General features: G+C 47.2%; 17 protein-coding genes and 1 pseudogene. 7 read left to right on the plus strand and 11 right to left on the minus strand.

The window, feature by feature from the left end:
• Positions 1-225: 225 nt before the first annotated feature.
• Positions 226-606: a hypothetical protein gene (locus QUB44_RS21225; RefSeq protein ID WP_190657649.1), complete on the minus strand. Its 381-nt coding sequence runs from the start codon at positions 604-606 to the stop codon at positions 226-228.
• 33 nt (positions 607-639) lie between these two features.
• Here QUB44_RS21225 and QUB44_RS21230 point away from each other — a divergent pair, with 33 nt between their 5' ends.
• Together QUB44_RS21230 and QUB44_RS21235 are read left to right on the plus strand one after the other, a co-directional pair.
• Entirely contained in the window at positions 640-807 is a 168-nt protein-coding gene (locus tag QUB44_RS21230) for a hypothetical protein (protein WP_333370516.1), read from the plus strand.
• Between the two features lie 281 nt (positions 808-1,088).
• Positions 1,089-1,643, plus strand: a complete 555-nt coding sequence (locus QUB44_RS21235) for a M23 family metallopeptidase (protein WP_333370556.1) — start codon at positions 1,089-1,091, stop codon at positions 1,641-1,643.
• Between the two features lie 155 nt (positions 1,644-1,798).
• Here the strand turns inward: QUB44_RS21235 and ftsH are convergent, their stop codons facing one another.
• The gene (gene ftsH / locus QUB44_RS21240) at positions 1,799-3,733 is read right to left on the minus strand and encodes an ATP-dependent zinc metalloprotease FtsH (RefSeq protein ID WP_333370518.1); all 1,935 of its coding nucleotides are present in this window, start codon (positions 3,731-3,733) and stop codon (positions 1,799-1,801) included.
• 343 nt (positions 3,734-4,076) lie between these two features.
• Here ftsH and QUB44_RS21245 point away from each other — a divergent pair, with 343 nt between their 5' ends.
• Entirely contained in the window at positions 4,077-4,622 is a 546-nt protein-coding gene (locus QUB44_RS21245; protein WP_333370558.1) for an NADPH-dependent FMN reductase, read from the plus strand.
• 152 nt (positions 4,623-4,774) lie between these two features.
• Here QUB44_RS21245 and QUB44_RS21250 read toward each other — a convergent pair whose 3' ends face one another.
• Positions 4,775-5,005, minus strand: a complete 231-nt coding sequence (locus QUB44_RS21250) for a hypothetical protein (RefSeq protein WP_006635545.1) — start codon at positions 5,003-5,005, stop codon at positions 4,775-4,777.
• Positions 5,006-5,137: 132 nt separating this feature from the next.
• On the opposite strand from QUB44_RS21250, the gene psb32 reads away from it, so the two are divergent.
• Entirely contained in the window at positions 5,138-5,860 is a 723-nt protein-coding gene (psb32, locus tag QUB44_RS21255; protein WP_333370520.1) for a photosystem II repair protein Psb32, read from the plus strand.
• A gap of 59 nt (positions 5,861-5,919) precedes the next feature.
• Here the strand turns inward: psb32 and QUB44_RS21260 are convergent, their stop codons facing one another.
• On the minus strand, positions 5,920-6,303 hold the full coding sequence (locus QUB44_RS21260; protein ID WP_333370522.1) for a DUF4346 domain-containing protein: 384 nt from the start codon (positions 6,301-6,303) through the stop codon (positions 5,920-5,922).
• Between the two features lie 333 nt (positions 6,304-6,636).
• Between QUB44_RS21260 and dcm the strand changes: the two genes are divergently transcribed.
• Positions 6,637-7,599, plus strand: coding sequence for a DNA (cytosine-5-)-methyltransferase (dcm, locus tag QUB44_RS21265; protein WP_333162716.1), 963 nt, complete (start codon positions 6,637-6,639; stop codon positions 7,597-7,599).
• 57 nt (positions 7,600-7,656) lie between these two features.
• On the opposite strand, the gene QUB44_RS21270 is transcribed toward dcm, so the two are convergent.
• The 6 genes and pseudogenes from QUB44_RS21270 to QUB44_RS21295 all read right to left on the minus strand — a co-directional run bounded on the left by QUB44_RS21270 (position 7,657) and on the right by QUB44_RS21295 (position 12,692).
• Positions 7,657-8,040, minus strand: a complete 384-nt coding sequence (locus QUB44_RS21270) for a hypothetical protein (RefSeq protein WP_333370524.1) — start codon at positions 8,038-8,040, stop codon at positions 7,657-7,659.
• A gap of 202 nt (positions 8,041-8,242) precedes the next feature.
• Complete coding sequence (locus QUB44_RS21275; protein WP_333370525.1) at positions 8,243-8,653, minus strand: hypothetical protein; 411 nt, start codon at positions 8,651-8,653, stop codon at positions 8,243-8,245.
• A gap of 83 nt (positions 8,654-8,736) precedes the next feature.
• The gene (locus tag QUB44_RS21280) at positions 8,737-9,144 is read right to left on the minus strand and encodes a hypothetical protein (RefSeq protein ID WP_333370527.1); all 408 of its coding nucleotides are present in this window, start codon (positions 9,142-9,144) and stop codon (positions 8,737-8,739) included.
• Complete coding sequence (locus tag QUB44_RS21285; RefSeq protein ID WP_333370529.1) at positions 9,141-9,560, minus strand: hypothetical protein; 420 nt, start codon at positions 9,558-9,560, stop codon at positions 9,141-9,143. The genes QUB44_RS21280 and QUB44_RS21285 overlap by 4 nt, the downstream gene beginning before the upstream one ends.
• Positions 9,561-9,850: 290 nt before the next feature.
• Positions 9,851-11,659 (minus strand): aspartate kinase, encoded by a 1,809-nt coding sequence (locus tag QUB44_RS21290; protein WP_333370531.1) that lies wholly within the window; start codon positions 11,657-11,659, stop codon positions 9,851-9,853.
• Positions 11,660-11,952: 293 nt separating this feature from the next.
• Positions 11,953-12,692: pseudogene (locus QUB44_RS21295) on the minus strand (Uma2 family endonuclease).
• A gap of 135 nt (positions 12,693-12,827) precedes the next feature.
• Between QUB44_RS21295 and QUB44_RS21300 the strand changes: the two are divergent.
• Together QUB44_RS21300 and QUB44_RS21305 are read left to right on the plus strand one after the other, a co-directional pair.
• Entirely contained in the window at positions 12,828-13,487 is a 660-nt protein-coding gene (locus QUB44_RS21300) for an HAD family hydrolase (protein ID WP_333370533.1), read from the plus strand.
• Positions 13,488-13,894: 407 nt separating this feature from the next.
• Positions 13,895-17,236 carry a PAS domain S-box protein gene (locus tag QUB44_RS21305; RefSeq protein ID WP_333370535.1) on the plus strand — a complete coding sequence of 1,114 codons (3,342 nt, stop codon included), beginning with the start codon at positions 13,895-13,897 and terminating at the stop codon, positions 17,234-17,236.
• 182 nt (positions 17,237-17,418) lie between these two features.
• Here the strand turns inward: QUB44_RS21305 and QUB44_RS21310 are convergent, their stop codons facing one another.
• A complete protein-coding gene (locus tag QUB44_RS21310) occupies positions 17,419-19,671 on the minus strand; it encodes an iron uptake porin (protein ID WP_333370537.1) in 2,253 nt (750 codons plus the stop codon).
• Between the last annotated feature and the right edge of the window lie 27 nt (positions 19,672-19,698).

A 19,698-nucleotide genomic window follows, 5' to 3' on the forward strand; every position in this document is an offset into this window, starting at 1 on the left:
CATCTATTCTCTTCTATTCCTTTCTCTTTTCTTCTCTTTCTCTGTGTCCTCTGCGCCCTCTGCGGTTCATCAAAAAAAATATCTGTCACAAATCCATCAACATTATAATGTCAAAGTTATTTGAGACTTGGAGTTTTGGATTTGAGATTATCATCCATTCTAGAGGCTGGCAAATCTCCGAATCTCTTGAGCAATCCCAATCCAAAATCCAAAATCTAAAATCGCCTAAGATTGACCGTCACGGCGGCCGAGTTCGTACACGCCGCCACCAATACAGGCGATCGTACCCATAGATACCGCCCAACCAGTACCCAGAGAAAATTCTACGCCCCAATTACACAATCCGCCCGCAATCAAAAAGGGTACAATGCTCAACAGCGAAGCGTAAAACGCATTTTGAGCTTCTCTGGCTTGGCGGGTTCTTTCAAACTCGGCTTCCGAGGTGTAGAGGGATCTCTCGGCAAAATTCATCCAGCGGTTGAGTTGCAGGATTACCCATTCTGTGAGGGGCGACAGGCCCCAGTATAGGGCCAAAGACCACAAGGACGCACCGGCGATCGCAGTTGCATCTATCGCAAAACTAAAGGGAAAAATTTCAGTAAGCATTGCTTGATGTTTGTGATGAATTTGAGATTTTGGATGTTATCCAAAATCCCCGAACTTAACTATAGTGTCAAGCAAAAGCTCGATCGAATTCAACCGCAGCACGAATTCCTCGGCCAATTTTTTTTATCACCCCTGGACATTTACCCGGAAGCCTTGACACCGGTTTTGGATGGAGTAAGATACACGTTGTTATTAAACTGATTCGCGATCGCGGGTAGAGCTCAAAGCCAATCTTGCAGCGAATTGGCCTAACTTACATCTTGCACCTCAGAAACGGGCTTTCCGGCCCGTTCCACAAAGAATGATTTTTTTGTGGAACGGGCCGGAAAGCCCGCCCCTGAAAGCTTTATTGACATTGGTGCAAGATGAGAGCCTAACAGACAACGCAAACTCCCACACACATTTAACTTTGAGCCGTGAAAAAAATCCTGCAAGACTCTAGAGGCCCGCTGACGGCAAAACGCTTTTTTCGTCTCAGACAGATGCTGCTGCTGGCACTTTCGATCGGCATTGTGTTGATCAGCCCTTATTTGCAGCAGCAGGTGGTCAAAGCTCAGTCAGGCTTACCAACCAGAGTAGCGACGGGTAATTTGTGGCAAGAAGCTTCTTTTCCAGTCGAAAACTTTGAAACATACACTTCCGCCTTCGGCCCCCGTGGCGGGGATTTTCATTACGGGTTGGACTTGGCCGCCCCGGAAGGCAGCTATATCCGCAATTGGTGGGGCGGGCAAATTGTGGAAGTTTGGGAAGATGGCCGGTGCGGCACTGGTATGGTGGTGCGATCGGGAAATTGGGAACACATCTACTGTCACCTTAGAGGCCGAGTGCTAACGGCTAATGGAGGGCGTTATTATACCGATCGCGAAGGTACCTTGCAAATTTGGCAAGGTCAAACAGTGCCTGCGGGTGCGAGAATTGCCAGAGTTGGGATGACCGGCCGCACCAGTGGGCCTCACTTGCACTGGGGATTGAAGTACGGCGGCCGCTGGGTAGACCCGGCTTTGGTATTGCGGGAAATGTACTCCCAACAATCTTAATTGGTCATTAGTTAGTAGTCATTAGTCATTAGTTAGGAGTCATTTTTATTGGTTTGTAGTAAGGACTAAAGTCCTGATTTTTTCGAGAATGAGGAATAAAGTCCTCACTACAAAATTGAATAACTAATGACTAATGACCAAGGACTAATGACTCTTTAGGTGGGTGCCAACTCTTTTTTTGTCAACTCGGTGTAGCGAGCGACAATTTGGCGGAATTCGTCGCCGTCGATCGTTTCTTCCTCCAACAGCGCTTCGACAAGTTTGTCTACCAAAGCGCGGTTTTCGCGGATTATTCGGCGAGCTTCTTCGTAGCAGTCAAAGGCAATTTCCCGGACTTGCCGATCGATCTTGATTGCCATGTCTTCGGAATACTCCGATCGCGAATTCCAGCTCTGACCCAAAAAGACCTCATTGTTCGGACTTTCCAAAGCCACAGGCCCCAAATCCGACATTCCATAAAGCGTTACCATCTCCCTCGCGAGACTGCTAACTTTTCTGAGATCACTACCGGCACCGGTGTCGATTTCAGCATCGCCATAAATTTCGGCCTCCGCCGCCCGTCCCCCCAAAGCTACTTTAATTCGGTTTAACAGCAAAGCCCGACTTCTCAAACCTTCGCTGTCGAGCATTTCGTCGTCGAGCACAAAGCTAGTAAAGCCTTCGACCCCGCCGGAACGCGGAATAATTGTTACTTTTTCCACCGGGTCGGCATTTTTGAGCATGGTCGCGACTAGGGCGTGTCCGACTTCGTGGTATGCTGTCATCCACTTTTTCTTGCTGTCCAGCAGCGGGTTGAGCGTAAGCCCGATCGTGATCCGGTCGATCGCGTCGTGAACTTCTAAGTTAGTAATCGTGTCTTTGCGACGCCTCGCTGTGAGAATAGCTGCTTCATTGAGCAAGTTTGCCAAGTCGGCGCCGGAAAAGCCGGGAGTGCGGCGGGCGATCGTATCTAGGGCAACTTCTGGGTCGAGTTTTTTGTTGCGCGCGTGAACTTGCAAAATCCCCAAACGCCCTTTGTAACTGGGTAAATCTACCGTTACTTGTCGATCGAACCTGCCGGGCCGCAGCAGGGCGGTATCGAGCACGTCGGGCCGGTTAGTAGCTGCAATCACAATCACGCCGCTGTTACCCTCAAAGCCGTCCATTTCTGTCAGCAACTGGTTGAGAGTTTGTTCGCGTTCGTCGTTGCCGCCGCCGATACCAGCGCCGCGCTGCCTTCCTACGGCGTCTATTTCGTCGATGAAGACGATGCAGGGGGCATTTTCTTTAGCTTTCTTGAACAAGTCGCGGACGCGGGATGCGCCAACTCCGACAAACATTTCGACAAATTCGGAACCGGAGATGCTGAAGAAGGGGACGGCTGCTTCGCCTGCGATGGCTTTTGCCAGCATTGTTTTGCCGGTTCCGGGAGGCCCGATTAACAGAACTCCTCTGGGAATTTTGGCGCCGATGGCGTTGAAGCGTTCGGGTTTTTTGAGGAAGGTTACGACTTCTTGCAGTTCTTCTTTAGCTTCTTCGATGCCTGCTACGTCGTCGAACATCACGCCGGTTTTCGCTTCCATTTGGAAACGAGCTCTGGATTTGCCGAAGTTCATGGCATTTCCTTGAGATTGAGTCGATCGGCGCAGGATTGCCATCAACACTGCCAACACTGCAAAAATCACTAGCAAGTTTACTACTAAACTGACTGCGGCGGCGTTGTCGGCTGTTTGTTTGACTTCAAAGTCAATCTTTTTGGCGCGGATTTGCGAGTACAGTTCTCGGTTGTTGTAGTCGAACAGACTAACTGATTGGGTTTGATCGCTTTTTTGATTTTTTAGCCTAACCTTGGCAATTTTTTGAGTTTCGTCTACTTCTACTCTACTGACTTGCCCTTTTTCTATGTTTTCGATCAGTTGGCTGTAACTCATGGTGTTTGGCGCACTCTCGGCAAACACCGGGGTCGAGAGCAATATTCCTTGAGAAATCACCAAACTGCCCAGGATGCGCCAAAGATTCCGTCCTGGAATTGATTTTTTAGGATTCTGGCTCGACTTGTCTTTGTTTACAGCTAGATGCCCCAGCCATGCGTGTTTCCAAGAATTTTTCATATTGCTTTGCCCAAGGTTGAAGAGTGCCAAGATTGACCGCTTTTGGTTTGCTACGTTCATTTATTTTAACAAGATGGCGGGTGTTGGATGGGTTTATCTCTCGCCGCCATCTTAAGAAACGCCCCTCAAGAGGGGGGTTTTGAATCCACGGCTCCTCAAGAAACCGGGTTTTTTACCTAATCTGCGGGCTATAACTAAGGATTTTGCTCAAAAAACCCCGTTTCTCGGCCCCCTCCGTAAATCTCAAATCTAAAATCGATTGACAGTTGCCGATCGAACTTGCTATGTTAATCATACTCGTAATGAGTACGTTTTAGTAAAGCAGTTATTGTTTTTAAGCTTTATGGTAAAAATTGTCGGCATTGGTGGAAGTTTGCGGGCTGGCTCCTACAGCCAGTTAGCGTTGAAGGTGGCAGCAGAACGGGCCGAGGCCCTGGGCGCGGAAGTTGAAATATTCGATTTGCGATCGCTCAATCTGCCATTCTGCAATGGTGAGAATGATTATATCGATTACCCGGATGTGGAAAAGCTGCAGAATGCGGTTAAGCAAGCCGACGGCTTGATTTTGGCAACGCCGGAGTATCACGGTAGCGTCAGCGGTGCTCTCAAGAATGCCCTGGATTTGATGAGTTTTGAGCATTTGGACGGGAAAGTTGCGGGTGGGATTAGCGTTTTGGGAGGGCAAGTTAACAACAACGCACTCAACGATTTGCGCGTGATTTTGAGATGGGTGCACGCTTGGGTAATTCCCGAACAAATTGCGATCGGACAAGCTTGGAAAGCTTTTAGTCCTGATGGTAAATTGTTGGATGAAAAACTGTCGGAAAGGTTCGACGAATTTGCTCGAAGTTTAGTGGAAAATACGCGGAAATTGCGAGGAATTTCGTAATTGTATTTCAGGAAAAACGCACTCTTGGACGCAACTGGCATATTATTCAGATGCGTCAGTTGCCATAATTGCTCGATTTGAAGAGGTTTTTTCTCTAGTAGAGCACCCTACAAGCTGTGATACTAACAGTCAACAGTCAACAGTCAACTGACTTAAAATGGCATATCGATCATGTCTCCGAAAGGATGGGGTACGTCGATCGGCATTCTTCCGGGTTTTGACTCATATTTGTCTATCCACTTTTTGGCCAATTCCAAAGCTTCCTCCTCAGTCTTGGCATTTTGGACGGCGACGTGGCGGTTGCCGCGGCTATCCCAAACCTCGACGTAGAAGACTTTCTGGGATTGAATAATCCAACCTTTATAAGTGTCTGCTGGTTCCATAGTTAGAATCCTAAAATAATCGGGCAGGGAGTTCCACTGGTGAGCTAATTGTAAATATTGCCCTGCATAAAATGAATTTTACGGGGGTTTCTATAGTATTTTTGGAAAAAAGTCAGTTTTACGGTTAACCTCATGACTAGACTCCTGAAGCAATTATTTAGCTGGAGAAAATATCTCCAACCTTTGGCGGCGGCGATCGCGATCACCCTAATCGCATCCCAGATGGCGGTATTGCCGGCATTGGCGACTGGCGTTTACGAAATACCGGTGTTGTCGGCGGGCGATCGAACTTGGGTGTTCGACAAAGGCGACGTGCTCAGCCGCAGCAGCGAAAGCAATATCAGCAGCGTGCTCGACAACCTGGAAAACAAAACAGGGAAACAAGTCAGGTTTGTCACCTTCCACCGCTTAGACTACGGTGAAACGGCTGCCACTTTCACCGACCAACTGTTTGAACAGTGGTTTCCCGCAAAAGAAGACCAGACTAATCAAATTTTACTCGTTCTCGACACTGTTACCAACAGCGCGGCAATTCGCACCGGGGAAGGGGTGAAATCCCTGCTAACCGATGAAATTGCCCAGAGTGTGGCTGGGGAAACCGTGCAAGTGCCGCTGCGGGAAGCGAATAAATACAACGAGGCCTTTTCGGCTGCAAGTACGCGCATTGCAACTGTTTTGTCGGGCGAACCCGATCCGGGTCCTCCTGAAGTTGTTGACAACATTCAAGTTGAAGGCACGTTTAAAAAAGCTGAAGAAACAGACCAAGGCAATGCCACAGTTGTTGTGGTTGTGCTGTTGGTGTTGGCGACAGTAATTCCGATGGTGACTTATTTCTGGTATCAAGGTTTTTCGTGATCGGGTGCTGATTAATTCGATCGGTTGTGGTTTTGTCCAGAAATTAAGGCAGGGCTGCACTAATCTTGAACGTATTCTCGATCGCTCAACAATGCAATTTCTGCCCGTACAAATTCCCGTCCCAGATAAGCCGCGTGATCTAACATTGTCACCGGGCTGGGGCGGGTTTCTTCTAGAATTTTGACACAAAGTTCTTTGGCGGTTCTGCCGGTAAAAAGTGTGGATTGGGTGCGTTCTACTTTGCCACGGGCGGGGATTGGTTTACCAGTTTCGGGATCGACTGCGAGGCCTCTATCGTCGATGATGTTGGTGAAATGTTTGGCACAAATTAAGCTGGTTTCGCGATCGAGATAGATGATGAAGTAGCCGCCCGGATCGAGGTCGAGGTGGCGTTTGGATAGCTTGTCATCGATTGCGGTGAGGTTTTCCAAGGTTTGACTCATGGTTGGTAAAAGGAAGTAAACAATAACTGTAATTTTTGCTGCTATTTCTAGTTTAGTCGGCTGCGGGACAAGTTTGGGACATTGGTTGGTTGAATGCGGGGGAAATTTCGGGCGATCGACATTCTACGCGATATCTGTGGGGACACAGCCCAGGCTAAGTCCGGTTCGGGCTTCTGCGACTTTTAACGATTGGTATAAGATTGAGGACTGTAGCAAGACTTGTTGAAATTGATAGAATGAACCGCAGAGAACGCAGAGAACACAGAGTCAAAGAAGAGAGAGGAACAAAATCTGTTATCATTGGGGTGAGTATTTTTTGGGATTAAATTATAAATGAACTTTATAGATTTATTTGCAGGAATAGGAGGTTTCCGACAAGGTTTTGAAAAAATTGGCTTTAAATGCGTTTTTTCCTGCGAAATTAACAGTAAATGCCGACAAGTTTACACGGAGAATTTTGCTGATGTTCCTTTTCCCGATATCAGTAACATCAATCCCACCGATTTAGCAGACTTTGAGATTTTAGTCGCCGGGTTTCCGTGCCAACCTTTTAGCATCTGTGGCAAAAAGCTGGGTTTTGAAGATACTAGAGGTACGCTATTTTTCGAGATTTGTAAAATCATCAAAATCAAGCAGCCTAAAGTTATCGTTCTCGAAAATGTCAAGCACTTAATCCATCACGACAAGGGAAATACCTTAAAAGTAATTATTGCCAGTCTGGAAGATTTAGGATACAGCGTGAATTACAAAATGCTGAATGCTAAAAACTTTGGAATTCCTCAACATCGTGAAAGAATATTTATCATTGCAACTAAAGGTAAAGAATTTAATTTTTCTCGACTTAAAAGCAAGTTTCCTCCGCAACTCAGGGAATTTCTAGACAAGACAGGAGATTTTGAAATATTGGACAAATCAGAGTATACTTTAATTGATTATCCGAGAAAGCAAGATTCGGGACTTTTGTTTGTAGGTTACAGAAATAAAGGTACTTGGAAAACTGGCGTGAGACCAAATACAGAACATTTATCGAGAGTTCACAGACAGCCTAATCGCATTTATTCGGTAGATGGAGTGCATCCGACAATTCCTTCGCAAGAAACATCAGGCAGGTTTTTTATCTACATTCCTGAGCAAGATATGGTGAGAAAATTGACGCTGAAGGAATGTTACCGTCTTATGGGTTTTCCTGAAGATTTTAAGAGTTATCCGAGTGCGGGGGAAAGTTACAAGCAAATTGGGAATTCGGTTTGTGTGCCGGTTGTGGAGGCGATCGCGCAAGAAATACTCAGCGCTTGAAACCGCCGAGTATTATCAGGGGCTTTTAACCCGAATTTTATCTGACAACTTGCGACGCTATACTTGCGAAGGTTGCCATACAATTATCGATCTCTCTGCTAACAAATCGGCTAATCTTTCAGCTCTGTCTCGGTCATCTTTCACATGAGGTAAGCCGACAATCTGAGCGTGGGATGCTGAATCAGATACTGCATCTAAACCTAATTCACGAATTTGTCCTACTTGCAGACTAGCAACTCCGTAACAATTTTGAAATTTTGCTGCACATTGTTCTGGCGAACAAACACTGGCAATTGTTACCGATAAACCCGCTTCATTGGGTCGCAGTAAATAAGCAAAAAATACAACTAAGTTTGCTTCGTCAATCCACGATCTGCGGAGTAAAGCTCTATAGACAATAGCACTGTCAGCTAAAGCATCGAATGGATAGTTTGTACTCATAAGTATTTAGTGATAAGCATATCATTCGCAGAACATAGCGGATAAACTCGGTTCACGAACAATAAATACTATATAGCACTTTTTAACACTTAAAATAGTTTTTTACACGCAATATAGAAGCTATCTGCTATTCTATTTGCCACTATAATGAATCATTAGATATTTATGACTACATCTGAGTTACTCCTAAAATATGTATGTGTCATACTTTGTTAAACCACTCTAGCCAATAAACTAAAATTGCTCCTGAAGTAATATTTTCTGAGGCATATTTATCACTATCTTGATGATAAATGTAAGCTTTCTCATCAGAAGAGTGGGGGCAGAATAAGCGTACTCTGCGATCGGCTTTTATATTTTGCCAAGCAAGTCTAATACTGCCTTGGTCATCTGTACCTGTTGAGGCTTTTGGAAAACTGTTTCCCATGCTATCGTAGGCTTCTACAACTAACTTCATAGCTGTCCTGAAAGCATATTCAGTCGGCCTCAAAATTCCGTACTCATCGTCTTCTTCTAAATCTAAAAGCTCGATCAGACGTTCGACCGTAATGCGGAAATTTGATAAACCACTATTGTTACTGCTATCAGTAATCTGTTCTTTCGCTACTGTCATAAGATTCAATCCCTTTTAGCCGATCGCGCTAGTTTTATGCTAACACAGCCTAATGCTGTGAAATTCTTTAACAACTTGCTGCGCTATATTTGCGAAGGTTTCCATACAATTTGAGATTGCTGTGCTAACAAATCAGCCAGCAAATCAGCCATCTCAGGGTCATCTTCAGCATAAGGTAGACCTGCTATCTGAGCGTGAGATATAGAGTCAGGAATTACATCTAAACCTAACTCGCGAATGCCACCTACCTCAAGGCGAGCAACTCCATAACACGTTCTGAATCTTGCAGCACATTCTTCAGGAGAACAAACACTAGCAATGTTTACAGAAATACCCTGTTCATTTTTATTTTTCCGCAAATAGTAAGCTTCAGATTCAACCAGTTCAGTATCCTCATTTATCCACGGTTTGCGAAGTAAAGCCCGGTAGACAATAGCCCTATTAGGTAGTGGTTCAAACTCTGCCTGATTACTAAATTTTTGTTCGTTCATGCTTGATTAAACCACTGTAGCCGCTCGACTAATGTTGTTGCTGAAATTACCTTCTTTGAACCGTGTTCATCATTTTTGCGATGATAAATGCGAACAGGTTGCTCGTCATCGTCAATAAACGGACAAAACAAGCGAACTTTACAAGCTGGATTTACACTTGTCCAAGTCAGGCTAACACCGCCTTGATGATCTGTACAAGCTGATGCTTTTGGAAAACTGCTTCCCATCATAGAATGTGCTTCTACAACCAAATTAAGTGCTGTTTTAAAAGCAAAGTCGCTGGGTTTTAAAATGCCGTATTCATCCTCATCATCTTCGCCTTCATAAAGTTCTCCCAGACGTTTGAGAGTGATACTCAGTCCTGAGCGGCTGTAGTTGCTACCGCTATCAGTAATCTGTTCTTTCGCTACCGTCATAAGATTCAATCCCTTTTAGCCGATCGCCAATTTCATTTTAACACAGCCTCATGCTGTGCAATTTGCACTCAAAACTCCGATCGTTGACTGTCGATCGATATTTGTATGAACACGGCAGTGCGGTGTCCAAATCGGAATATATTTGTAGGGATACAGCACTGCTGTGTCCGCGATATATGCAAGGACACGGCAGTGCCGTATCCTTACCGAAAACTTTAATTAATGAAATTTTTAAGCTTGTAGTTGGGATTCAGAGTCTGCCGGCGCTGAAGCGCAACTACAAACCTCGATTAGGCGGGAACCTGGATTCTTTCGGTGCCGGCAAGTTCAAAGGCTGCGTGAATTGCCTTCAAAGCAGTTACGGCTTGTCCTTCATCCACAACGCAGCTAATTTTAATCTCGGAAGTGGCAATCATTTGAATGTTGATTTGCTGGCGGGAAAGCGCTTCAAACATCTTTGCGGCTACTCCCGGATGCGCTACCATCCCGGAACCAACAACGCTAACTTTGGCAATTTGTGTATCGACTGCTACTTCGCCCCATCCGAATTCGGGGGCGGCTTTTTGGAGGACTATTTTAGCAGCTTCGGCGTCAATTTGCGCGACGGTAAATGCAATATCGCGAGTTAATATGCCGTCGATATTGTGACAGCGCTGCGACTGAATGATCGTGTCTACGCTGATATTTTCCTCGGCTAAAAGTCCGAACAGTTTTGCTGCTACTCCGGGTCGATCGGGCAATTGGCGAATTGCTAGACGCGCTTGATTGAGATCCAACGCAACGGCGCGGACTGCGGGCCGTTTTTGGGATGATGAACGCAGCCCAATAGGGGAGTTGGCGACATCAAATGTTTTGCAGAGTTCGGCAACGGCCCGATCGCAATCTTCGGCATCGATCGCACAACTAACTTTCACCTCGGAAGTGGAAATCATTTGAATGTTAATTCCCGCATCCGCTAAAGTCTTAAACATCTGCGCCGCTACCCTCGGACGACCGATCATTCCCGCACCCGCAATGCTAACTTTAGCTATTGGCCGCTCTTCTGCTTTCACTTCCGGTTCTCCCAATTCTGGGCGAGAATTCTTGCCGAGGGCGGGTACGATCGCATCAGCAACCGCGACAGCTTGATTCAGCGAATTTCTCGTCACTGTGAAAGCAATATCGTTAGTATTTCCTTCATGAATTGACTGGATAATTAAGTCTACATCGAGGTTTTGTTGCGCGATCGCACCAAACAACCGCGCTGCTACGCCGGGGCGATCGGGCAAACGCAGTAGCGACACCCCCGCCTGATCTAAGTCAAATTCCACCGCATCCACCGCTTTTGCGAGCTCCAAGCCCTCCAAAGGCCGAGGTTGCGGGGGTGGGGACACTACCCGCGTACCCGGGGCGTCACTCCAGCTAGAAAGCACTACCAGCGGCACGCCGTAATTCTTGGCAATTTCTACCGCGCGCGGGTGTAGGACTTTTGCGCCCAAACTCGCCAATTCCAGCATTTCGTCGCAAGTGATTTCGTCCATCAATTGGGCGTCGGCAACCAAGCGCGGATCTGTAGTCAGAATTCCGGGTACGTCGGTGTAAATTTCGCATCTGTCGGCCCGCAGCGCTGCGGCGAGGGCTACTGCTGTTGTGTCGGAACCGCCGCGCCCCAATGTGGTAATTTCCAATTCTCCGGCATTGGCGATGCCTTGGAAACCCGCAACCACAACGACTTTACCGCTTTTTAACTGGCTTTCAAGCCGATTTGGGTCGATTCGCAAAATCCGGGCGCGGGTGTGGGCGGCTTCGGTGACAATGCCGACTTGGGCGCCGGTGAGGGAAATGGCGGGCTGTCCCATTTCCTGCAATGCCATGCTCAAAAGTGCGATCGAGACTTGTTCGCCAGTGGAGAGCAACATATCCATTTCCCGCTTGTTGGGATTTGCGGAAATTTCCTTGGCGAGTTTAACTAAACCGTCGGTGGTTTTGCCCATCGCCGAAAGTACGACAACCAAAGAGTTGCCAAGCTGTGCTGTTTTTACAACTCGTCGGGCTACTTCCAGAATGCGATCGACTGTACCAACCGAGGTTCCGCCATATTTCTGAACAATTAGTGCCATAGGACTTACACAAAAAGTGATGCAATACTTAAGTTAATATACGCAAATTTTTGATAATAACCGATGAATGTTTATATCGTTTCTGAGGAGGCTGCTAGGCGATCGGGTTTTTACAGCACATGATATTCCTAGAGACACTGAATTGCCGTGTCCCTACCGGAACCTGCGACTGATGCAAATTTAGATTGTTGATTGAAGAATTGAATAATTGCGAATGACTTATGAAGATCTTAACCCCGATAGTCCTCAGTCATCCCCAATCTAAAATCTAACATCTAAAATCTCAAATCGAATTACTCGCCTTCTAACTCTCGCAAACGCGCTTCCAAAGCTTGAATTCGCAACTCAGCTTCTATGCGCCTTTGTCGTTCTCGTTCTGCCACTAATTCGGCTTGTTCTGCCCGTTCCTCGGCCGCCGGCAGCAAATTCCCGGAGGCATCGCACCAGCGCAGCCAAGGCAGCTCTACGCCCTGATAAACCCCTTGCCAAATGCCTAATTCCAATCCTATTTGTGCGATCGCGTAATGTCCGCGCTGATTTTGTGGGACTAACTCGAAGCGATCCTCTACCAAATGATACACTTTAACTTGTGCTTTTGTGACTTCATAAATGCCGTAAAAAGCAGGTCAAATTATCCGCTCGTAAATCCATAATTTTCCCTGGCGAGGAGTCCTATCTCTTTCTTCACTGCCATCGCCAGAAACAAATTCAAGTACAATCAGAGGCCGCATTAGTTCCCGCCCCATGACATAGGAATGGCGCAGATTTCCGTCAAGAGTTGGCGGCACGTCGGGAACGTAAAACAATCAGGTGCTTTGGCTCCTCTTTCTGGCGGTTCCGGGGGCAGGGCTACCCGCTAATAAATACCGGAATCTTGACCGATGCAGTATTGTCCGTCGGAATGAACTTGGTCTAAAATCGGTCTAATTGATGTTGGTAACAGGATGCTTTGAGGATGTTTTTGAAAGTTTTTCACAAAAGTACCGTCGGAGTCTGGTAATTGAGTGTGGTCTGGGAAATCTGTGGCTAGAATTTCTGATTTTTAGGTGACACTCATGTTGACCTCTTGAATGTTTAAAGATTATACTTATAATTGGTGAATGAGAGATTAATTATGCTATTATGTCGTGGCAAACCTCCGATTGATATATAGAATATTTTAAATAACATGAGTCAGTACAAGTTAATAATTTTTGACTTCGACGGCACCTTAGCAATTACTCACAAAGCTATTGTATTTTGCTTTGCAAAAACTTTTGAAACTTTCAATATTACCCCGCCTGCTGCTGATACTATTATAAGTACCATCGGCATCAATTTACCAAATAGTTTTAAAATCCTGCATCCGGCGATCGAGGAAAGCGCAATTCCCGAATGGGTTGAAACTTACCGCTCTTATTATCGGACGGAAGGTGAAAAGCAGGTAGAGTTATTTAACGGGACAAAGCAAGTGTTGCAGTTGGCGCGTCAGTCTGGATTGAGCCTGGGAGTTTTCAGCAACAAACAGGTTACTTTTGTTAATGTGTTACTAAAAAATTTGAGAATTCACAGTTTTTTTGATTTGATATTAGGTGATAACGGACAAATAATTCCGAAACCAAATCCGACTGCTTTTCACTCGATTATTAAACCGCTGTTCCCGGAGTTGGATAACAGTCAAATTTTAATGGTTGGCGATACAGCGATTGATTTGCTGTTTGCTAAAAATGCTGGGATAGATGTTGGTTGGGCGGCTTACGGATATGGCGATCGCGCTGAGTGTCTCGCCCTAGAGCCGACTTTCGCGATCGACGATATTTCAGAACTTGCTGTGTTCGTTCAAAATTAATTTTTCCTCGGTTTGTTTTAGAGAAGAGTTTGACTCATTTAACTATAAAGGATTTAATTATTTTTTTTACTAGAGCCGGATAATGTAGTTTTTATTTAATTAAAAAAATAAATGAACGAAATTGTAAGCCGCCTAAACTCTGCCAAGTAAACCATACCAGAGATAGAGTTATCGCTGGAACAACTATTATAAATTAACAACAAGGATTCCTTTGAAGGTAGAAGGCAGAAGGCAGAAGGCAGAAGGAAAAAAAACCGAGGGAAGCCAGATTTTATTTAGGTAGAATTTACCGCCCCAATTCTGCATGATAGCCTTTTAACTTCTGCCTTCGGAAAACAGACAATTCTGTTAAACTATAGGGTGTGCTGGCAGTCGGTATCTACAATAAACTCAATTTATAGAAACTCATGCAGATCGATATAAGCATTCCTTCTGAAACGCTATCGCCGACTCGTACTGGCGGCACACCAAATTTAATAGAAGAAGTCTGGAGGCTGTACGATCGCGCCCTGGCAGCTACCAGCAACGGCATCGCGATCGCGGACGCTACCCAGCCGGACAAGCCTATAGTCTACTGCAACGGCGCTTTCGAGCGGATTACAGGCTACAATCGCAGCGAAATAATCGGGCAGAACTGCCGCTTCCTGCAAGGCCCGGATACCGATCGCGCGGCCGTCGATCAAATCCGCGTGGCCCTCAAAGAACAGCATGACTGCAAAGTAGTTCTGAAAAACTACCGCAAAGACGGCACCGCCTTCTGGAACGAACTCAGCATCTCGCCGGTGCGCGACAGCAGCGGACTCGTTACCCACTTCATCGGCGTCCAATCTGATATCACCGATCGTAAACAAGCAGAAGAAGCCCTCAAACAAGCCGAGGCAAAATACCGCAGCATCTTTGAAAACGCCACCGAAGGCATATTTCAAACCGCCCCAGACGGGCGCTACCTTAGCGCTAACCAGGCACTCGCCCGAATGTACGGCTACGATTCCCCGTCAGAACTGATCGCAAAATGTTCGGCAAAAAAACTTTACGCCGATCGCACCCGCCGCGCTTCCTTTATGGCAGAAATCAGCAAAAACGGCTCCCTGAAAGAGTTTGAGTCCTGCGTTCGCCGCAAAGACGGCAGCACTACCTGGATCTCGGAAAACGTGCGCGAAGTCCGCGACGCAGATGGCGAACTCCTTTACTACGAGGGAACCGTCGCCGAAATCGCCGATCGCAAACAAGCCGAAGCAGCCCTGCGAAATCAAGAATACTGGCTGAAAACCGCGATCAACGCCGTCCCCGACGCGATCAACCTCACAGACAGCGAGGGGCGCTGGCTGATTGCCAACGACTGCGCCCTGCAACTTTTGGGCTGGGAAACCGCAGACTACCAGGGCAAAACTACTGCCGAACTCGCTGCCGCCGCCAATCCGAGAGTCAGAGAAATCCTGCTAACTTGGCAGGAAACCGACGAAACCACCTGGCAAGCAGGTACTCTTACCTCCAGCCGCCAAATAGTCTCCTTGCCCACAGGCGGCAGCAATTTGTTTGAAGTGCGGAAAGTGCCGCTGTTCAACCCCGACGGTTCGCGCAAAGGTTTGGCAGTGGCGGGGCGGGACATCACCCAGGAAGTGGCAGCGGATGCAGCTTTGCGCGACAGCGAACAGCGGTTTCGGGCAATTTTTGAACGCGCTGCGATCGGCATGGTAGTCGCTACCCTCGAAGGTGTTGCGATCGCCACTAATCCGGCATTTCAAGCTATGCTGGGGCGATCGGAAGCTCAACTGCGGGGTCTCGGCCTCGACGACTGCGCGCACCCGGAAGACGCACAAGTTTCGCGCGAGTTGCGCCAACAGTTAGTCGCGGGCTGCCGCGAAGCTTACCAAATCGAGAAGCGCTACCTCCGCCAAGACGGCAGCATCAGGTGGGGACGCCTCAGCACCTCTGTCATCGACAGCAGTCAGGGAACGCCACAGTTTATTTTGCAAATGGTAGAGGATATTACCGATCGCAAACAAGCCGAGTCAGCTTTGTTCCAAAATGAGGCTAAGTGGCGATCGCTAATTCTCAACAGTTCTGACATCATTAGTATTCTCGACGCCAGCGGTCGCATTGTTTACGAAAGCCCTTCTGTAGAAAGAGTTTTAGGCTACGAACCCGATGAACTCGCCGGTCAAATTGCTCTCGATTTGATCCACCCTGACGACCTTGCCTCGGTGATTTCCGACAGCGAAAAACTGAGCGCAAATCCAGGCGATCCGATCGCCCTAGAAGGTCGGTTACGACGCGCTGACGGTTCTTGGTGTTTTCTCGAAGGTGTAGGCATCAACTTGCTAGCAGACCCCGCTGTGAAAGGAATTGTGATCAACTCCCGCGACATGACGGCGCGCAGGCAAGCAGAGTACCGCCTCAGCAAAATCAACGAGTGCTTTTTGGGATTCACCACAGACGCCGCCGACAACATCCAGCGCTTGACATCCTTAGCCGGCGAGCTTTTGGGCGGAAGCTGCGCTATCTACAGCCGCGTCGGTGGCGGTCTGCTGCGCGCGATCGCGACTTGGCAAGCGCCGACGGACTACCCGCTGGTCGATCGCGCCGAGGGCCACATCTGCACCGACGTATGCAGCAAAGGAAGCGATCGGGCTGTGGCCATTCCTGACTTGCAGAACACGATCTACGCCCAAACCGATCCCGCTGTCATCCGCTACCAACTGCGAAGCTATCTGGGACAAGCAGTGCGGCTGGGCGACAATTACGTGGGTGCGGTGTGCGTTGTCAACACTGAGTCGATCGCGCCCACAGAAGCCGACTGCAAGCTGATCGGAATTATTGCTGGGGCGATCGGAGTGGAGGAAGAACGGGCCGCCGCCGCCGATCGCGATCGGCAAAAATCCCAAGAACTGCAAACAGCTTTGAGCGACTTGCAGCAAACTCAAATGCAGCTAGTACAAACCGAAAAAATGTCTTCCCTCGGACAGGTGCTAGCAGGAATTGCCCACGAAATTAACAACCCAGTTGGCTTTGTCGCCGGCAACCTCTGCCACGTCCGAGGCTACGTTCTAGACTTGTTAGAAATCGTGCAAGTCTATCAAGAAGAGTACCCAAATCCCCCAGCAAAACTTCAGCAACAAGCCGAAGATATAGACTTAGAATTTCTAGCAGAAGACCTGCCAAAATTGCTCAATTCGATGCAAACCGGATGCGAGCGCATTGTAGAAATTATTCAAACTCTTCGCAATTTCTCGCGGGCGGACGAAGCGAAAATTAAGACTGCCGACATTCACGAAGGTTTAGAAAGTACCTTGTTAATGTTGAACACCCGGCTGAAAGCCAAGGCAAAATGGCAGGGCATTAAAGTTATCAAAGAATACGGAGAACTGCCGCAAATAAACTGTCATCCCGGACTGTTAAATCAGGTATTTATGAATGTATTGGCAAATGCGATCGACGCTTTGGAAGAAAGCAGCAGCCAAGCAAAAGACACCGCAGATTCTACCTTTCCTACTATCACGATTCAAACTGAAACGATTGATGACCAGAGCATTTTAATTCGGATTAAAGACAACGGTCAGGGCATCCCCGAAGATCAGATTGTGCGTTTATTTGACCCGTTTTTTACCACAAAACCCGTAGGCAAAGGCACAGGTTTGGGTTTATCAATTTCGCACCAAATTGTCGTTGAAAAACACAACGGCAAATTGCAATGCCTCTCGGAACCCGGTAAAGGTACTGAATTTATCATCGAAATTCCAATTAAGTAGAAGGAATCAGGAAGAAGGAAAAAGGAACAGTCCGATATCTAGAAACCGGGTTGATCCAAAAAACCCGGTTTCTTTTGGCTGCAACGTCGGTATCTTGTATGGTGCGTCGCTACCAGATTTTCTATTTTAATTACAGATTGGAGGGTAGCGACGCACCCTACGGTATCTACTTATGCTGGGAATTAAAAACTAAACTGAGTCCGCAAATTGCCCACAAAAATTGTCGGGTTGTTATCGAAATTATTGGCATTGGCGATCGCATAAAATGCTGGCACGATCGAAACATGGTCGGTGATAGGAAAATAATAAGTTGCCTCAATTTCGTACTGCGTGCCGCCATTCCCTCCGCCAGAAACCAGAAACCTCCGACCGCCAGTAAAGTCAAAAGGTACTAAATATGATACCGTAAGCAAAGCTCCTTCTTTGAACAAATCGGGAAATGCAACTCCTAACTGATAAGATTGATTTTTGATCGTGCCGTCGGGTCGGTTAGTCTTGGGAAATATATTGGTTTCGGCGTAGCCGTAGCGGCCGAAAAGACCAAAGCGGCGAGCGACTAACCAATCGAAATTGAAACTATAAGTATTCGCAGTCGCATTCCCCAGGCGGCCACCAAAACCGTCATCTGCCACACCGTTTAACGGCTTGCTGTTAGGAGATCCAATTAAGCCACCGATTTGCTGGATGTTGGAACGGCTGTACAAAAAGCGCAAATTAGTTCGATCGCTCGGACTGAATGTTAATTCTGCTGTAGTCGTATTTGTCCCACCAAACAAGCCTTGAGACGGATTGGAAGCGGAATTAAACACGGAAGTTGGCAAAAATTCTGTACTCTCGCCCAAATAGCCAAAACGCAGTTTCAATGCGCGGGCGATATCCCACAAAACCAAAGCACCGGCACCGCGTCGGGTAGCGCTTAACAAAGGGCTGTTGTTAGAATTAAAGCTGCTCGCACCGTCTACGAAAAAGTTAAATTTATTGTTGTCAAAGTAGCGGTAAAAATTAATCCGCGGCCCGACTACTACTTGCAAGCTGTTGCTAAGCGGGAACCGATAGGAAAGTTCTCGCAGGGTAACTTCATTGGGATTCACCCCAGCAGTCTGGTCGAGAAAAGGAGTGCCAAAGGTATTGAACAGGCCTGTAGAAGTATATTGATTGGCTGGGGAATTGCCGTTACCTACAGCTAGCTGTGTAATCAATTCGTCTTTCCCTGTAAAGGAAGTAGTGAGGGTCAACCAAACTAATTGGCTGAAAGTGATTTCTGGATCATCGTCCACTCTCTGCACAATTGGTCTGTTGGTGACTGGATCGCGTCCGGCTACTCGATCGAGCGGAGCAGCATTTCCATTTGTTGCTTCAACTCGGACTCGATCGCCCGCAAAAGCTCCAGTCAGGTTAAACCAAGCAAATCCGTTGAGTTTAGTAGTAGTTGAAAATTGGTTGGCCTCCAATTCGGCAGTGCGGGCTTCTAAAGCATCTACTCGACCGCGCAATGTAGCTAATTCTGCTGCAAATTCTTCTTGCAATCTTTGCAAAGCAAGTAAATCTTCTCGCTTGACTAAATTACCAGTAGAACCGCCAAGTTGTTTGGTAATTTGGTCTAAGCAAGCGTTTAATCCGGCGGCGAATTCATACCGAGTCATTGCTCGATTGCCTCGGAATGTGCCGTCTGGATATCCCGCAATGCAGCCGTATCTTTCTACTAGGGATTGCAAGGCTTGAAAAGCCCAATCTGTAGGCCGCACGTCGGAGAGTTGGGAAACAGAAGTGACTTGTGCTGCGTCTTCTTGTATGCTGAGGTCATCAGCGGTGCCCGTCTCGCTGCTGATGTCGGCAACTTTGCTGGCTTCAGCAAGGTTTTGAGACTGAGGAGAGTTTGCAATTTCTAACTCCTGTGGGGGCAATTCGCGAATTGCCTCCGTTATTTCTGGGGCTGTTGTTGCACGATCGACTGTTGCTTTATCTCGTTTGGGTAAAGCGCGATTCACCCATCCTATATCTGTTTCGGGTAAAGCACGATCGACTGTTGCTGCATCTGTTTCGGGTAAAGCGCGATCGACTGTTGCTGCATCTGTTTGAGGTAAAGCGCGATCAACTGTTGCTGCATCTGTTTGAGGTAAAGCGTGATCGACTGTTGCTATATCTTGTTTGGGTAAAGCACGATTCACCCATGCTGCATCTGTTTCGGGTAAAGCGCGATCGACTGCGGAGTTAGTCTCTGTGGTAATCGCCGCTAACTGCGGTATCTCAATCTTACCTGCTGCCAGCGCTGCGTCTGGGGTAGCCGTAGGGACGGCACTCGCTTCTAGCGCAACTTCTGGAGTTGAGGTATCCTGAATTTGAGCTGTTGCTGCGATCGGCCCCAAAGGCACTGCCGCACCAGAAATCAAGAAAGACAGCCAAAAAGCTTTAACGGAGGTTGCATTATTCACCATAAAACTCACACCACTTGTTGAAAATTA

The sequence above is a fragment of the Microcoleus sp. AT3-D2 genome, assembly GCF_036705715.1.
Taxonomy (GTDB): domain Bacteria; phylum Cyanobacteriota; class Cyanobacteriia; order Cyanobacteriales; family Microcoleaceae; genus Microcoleus.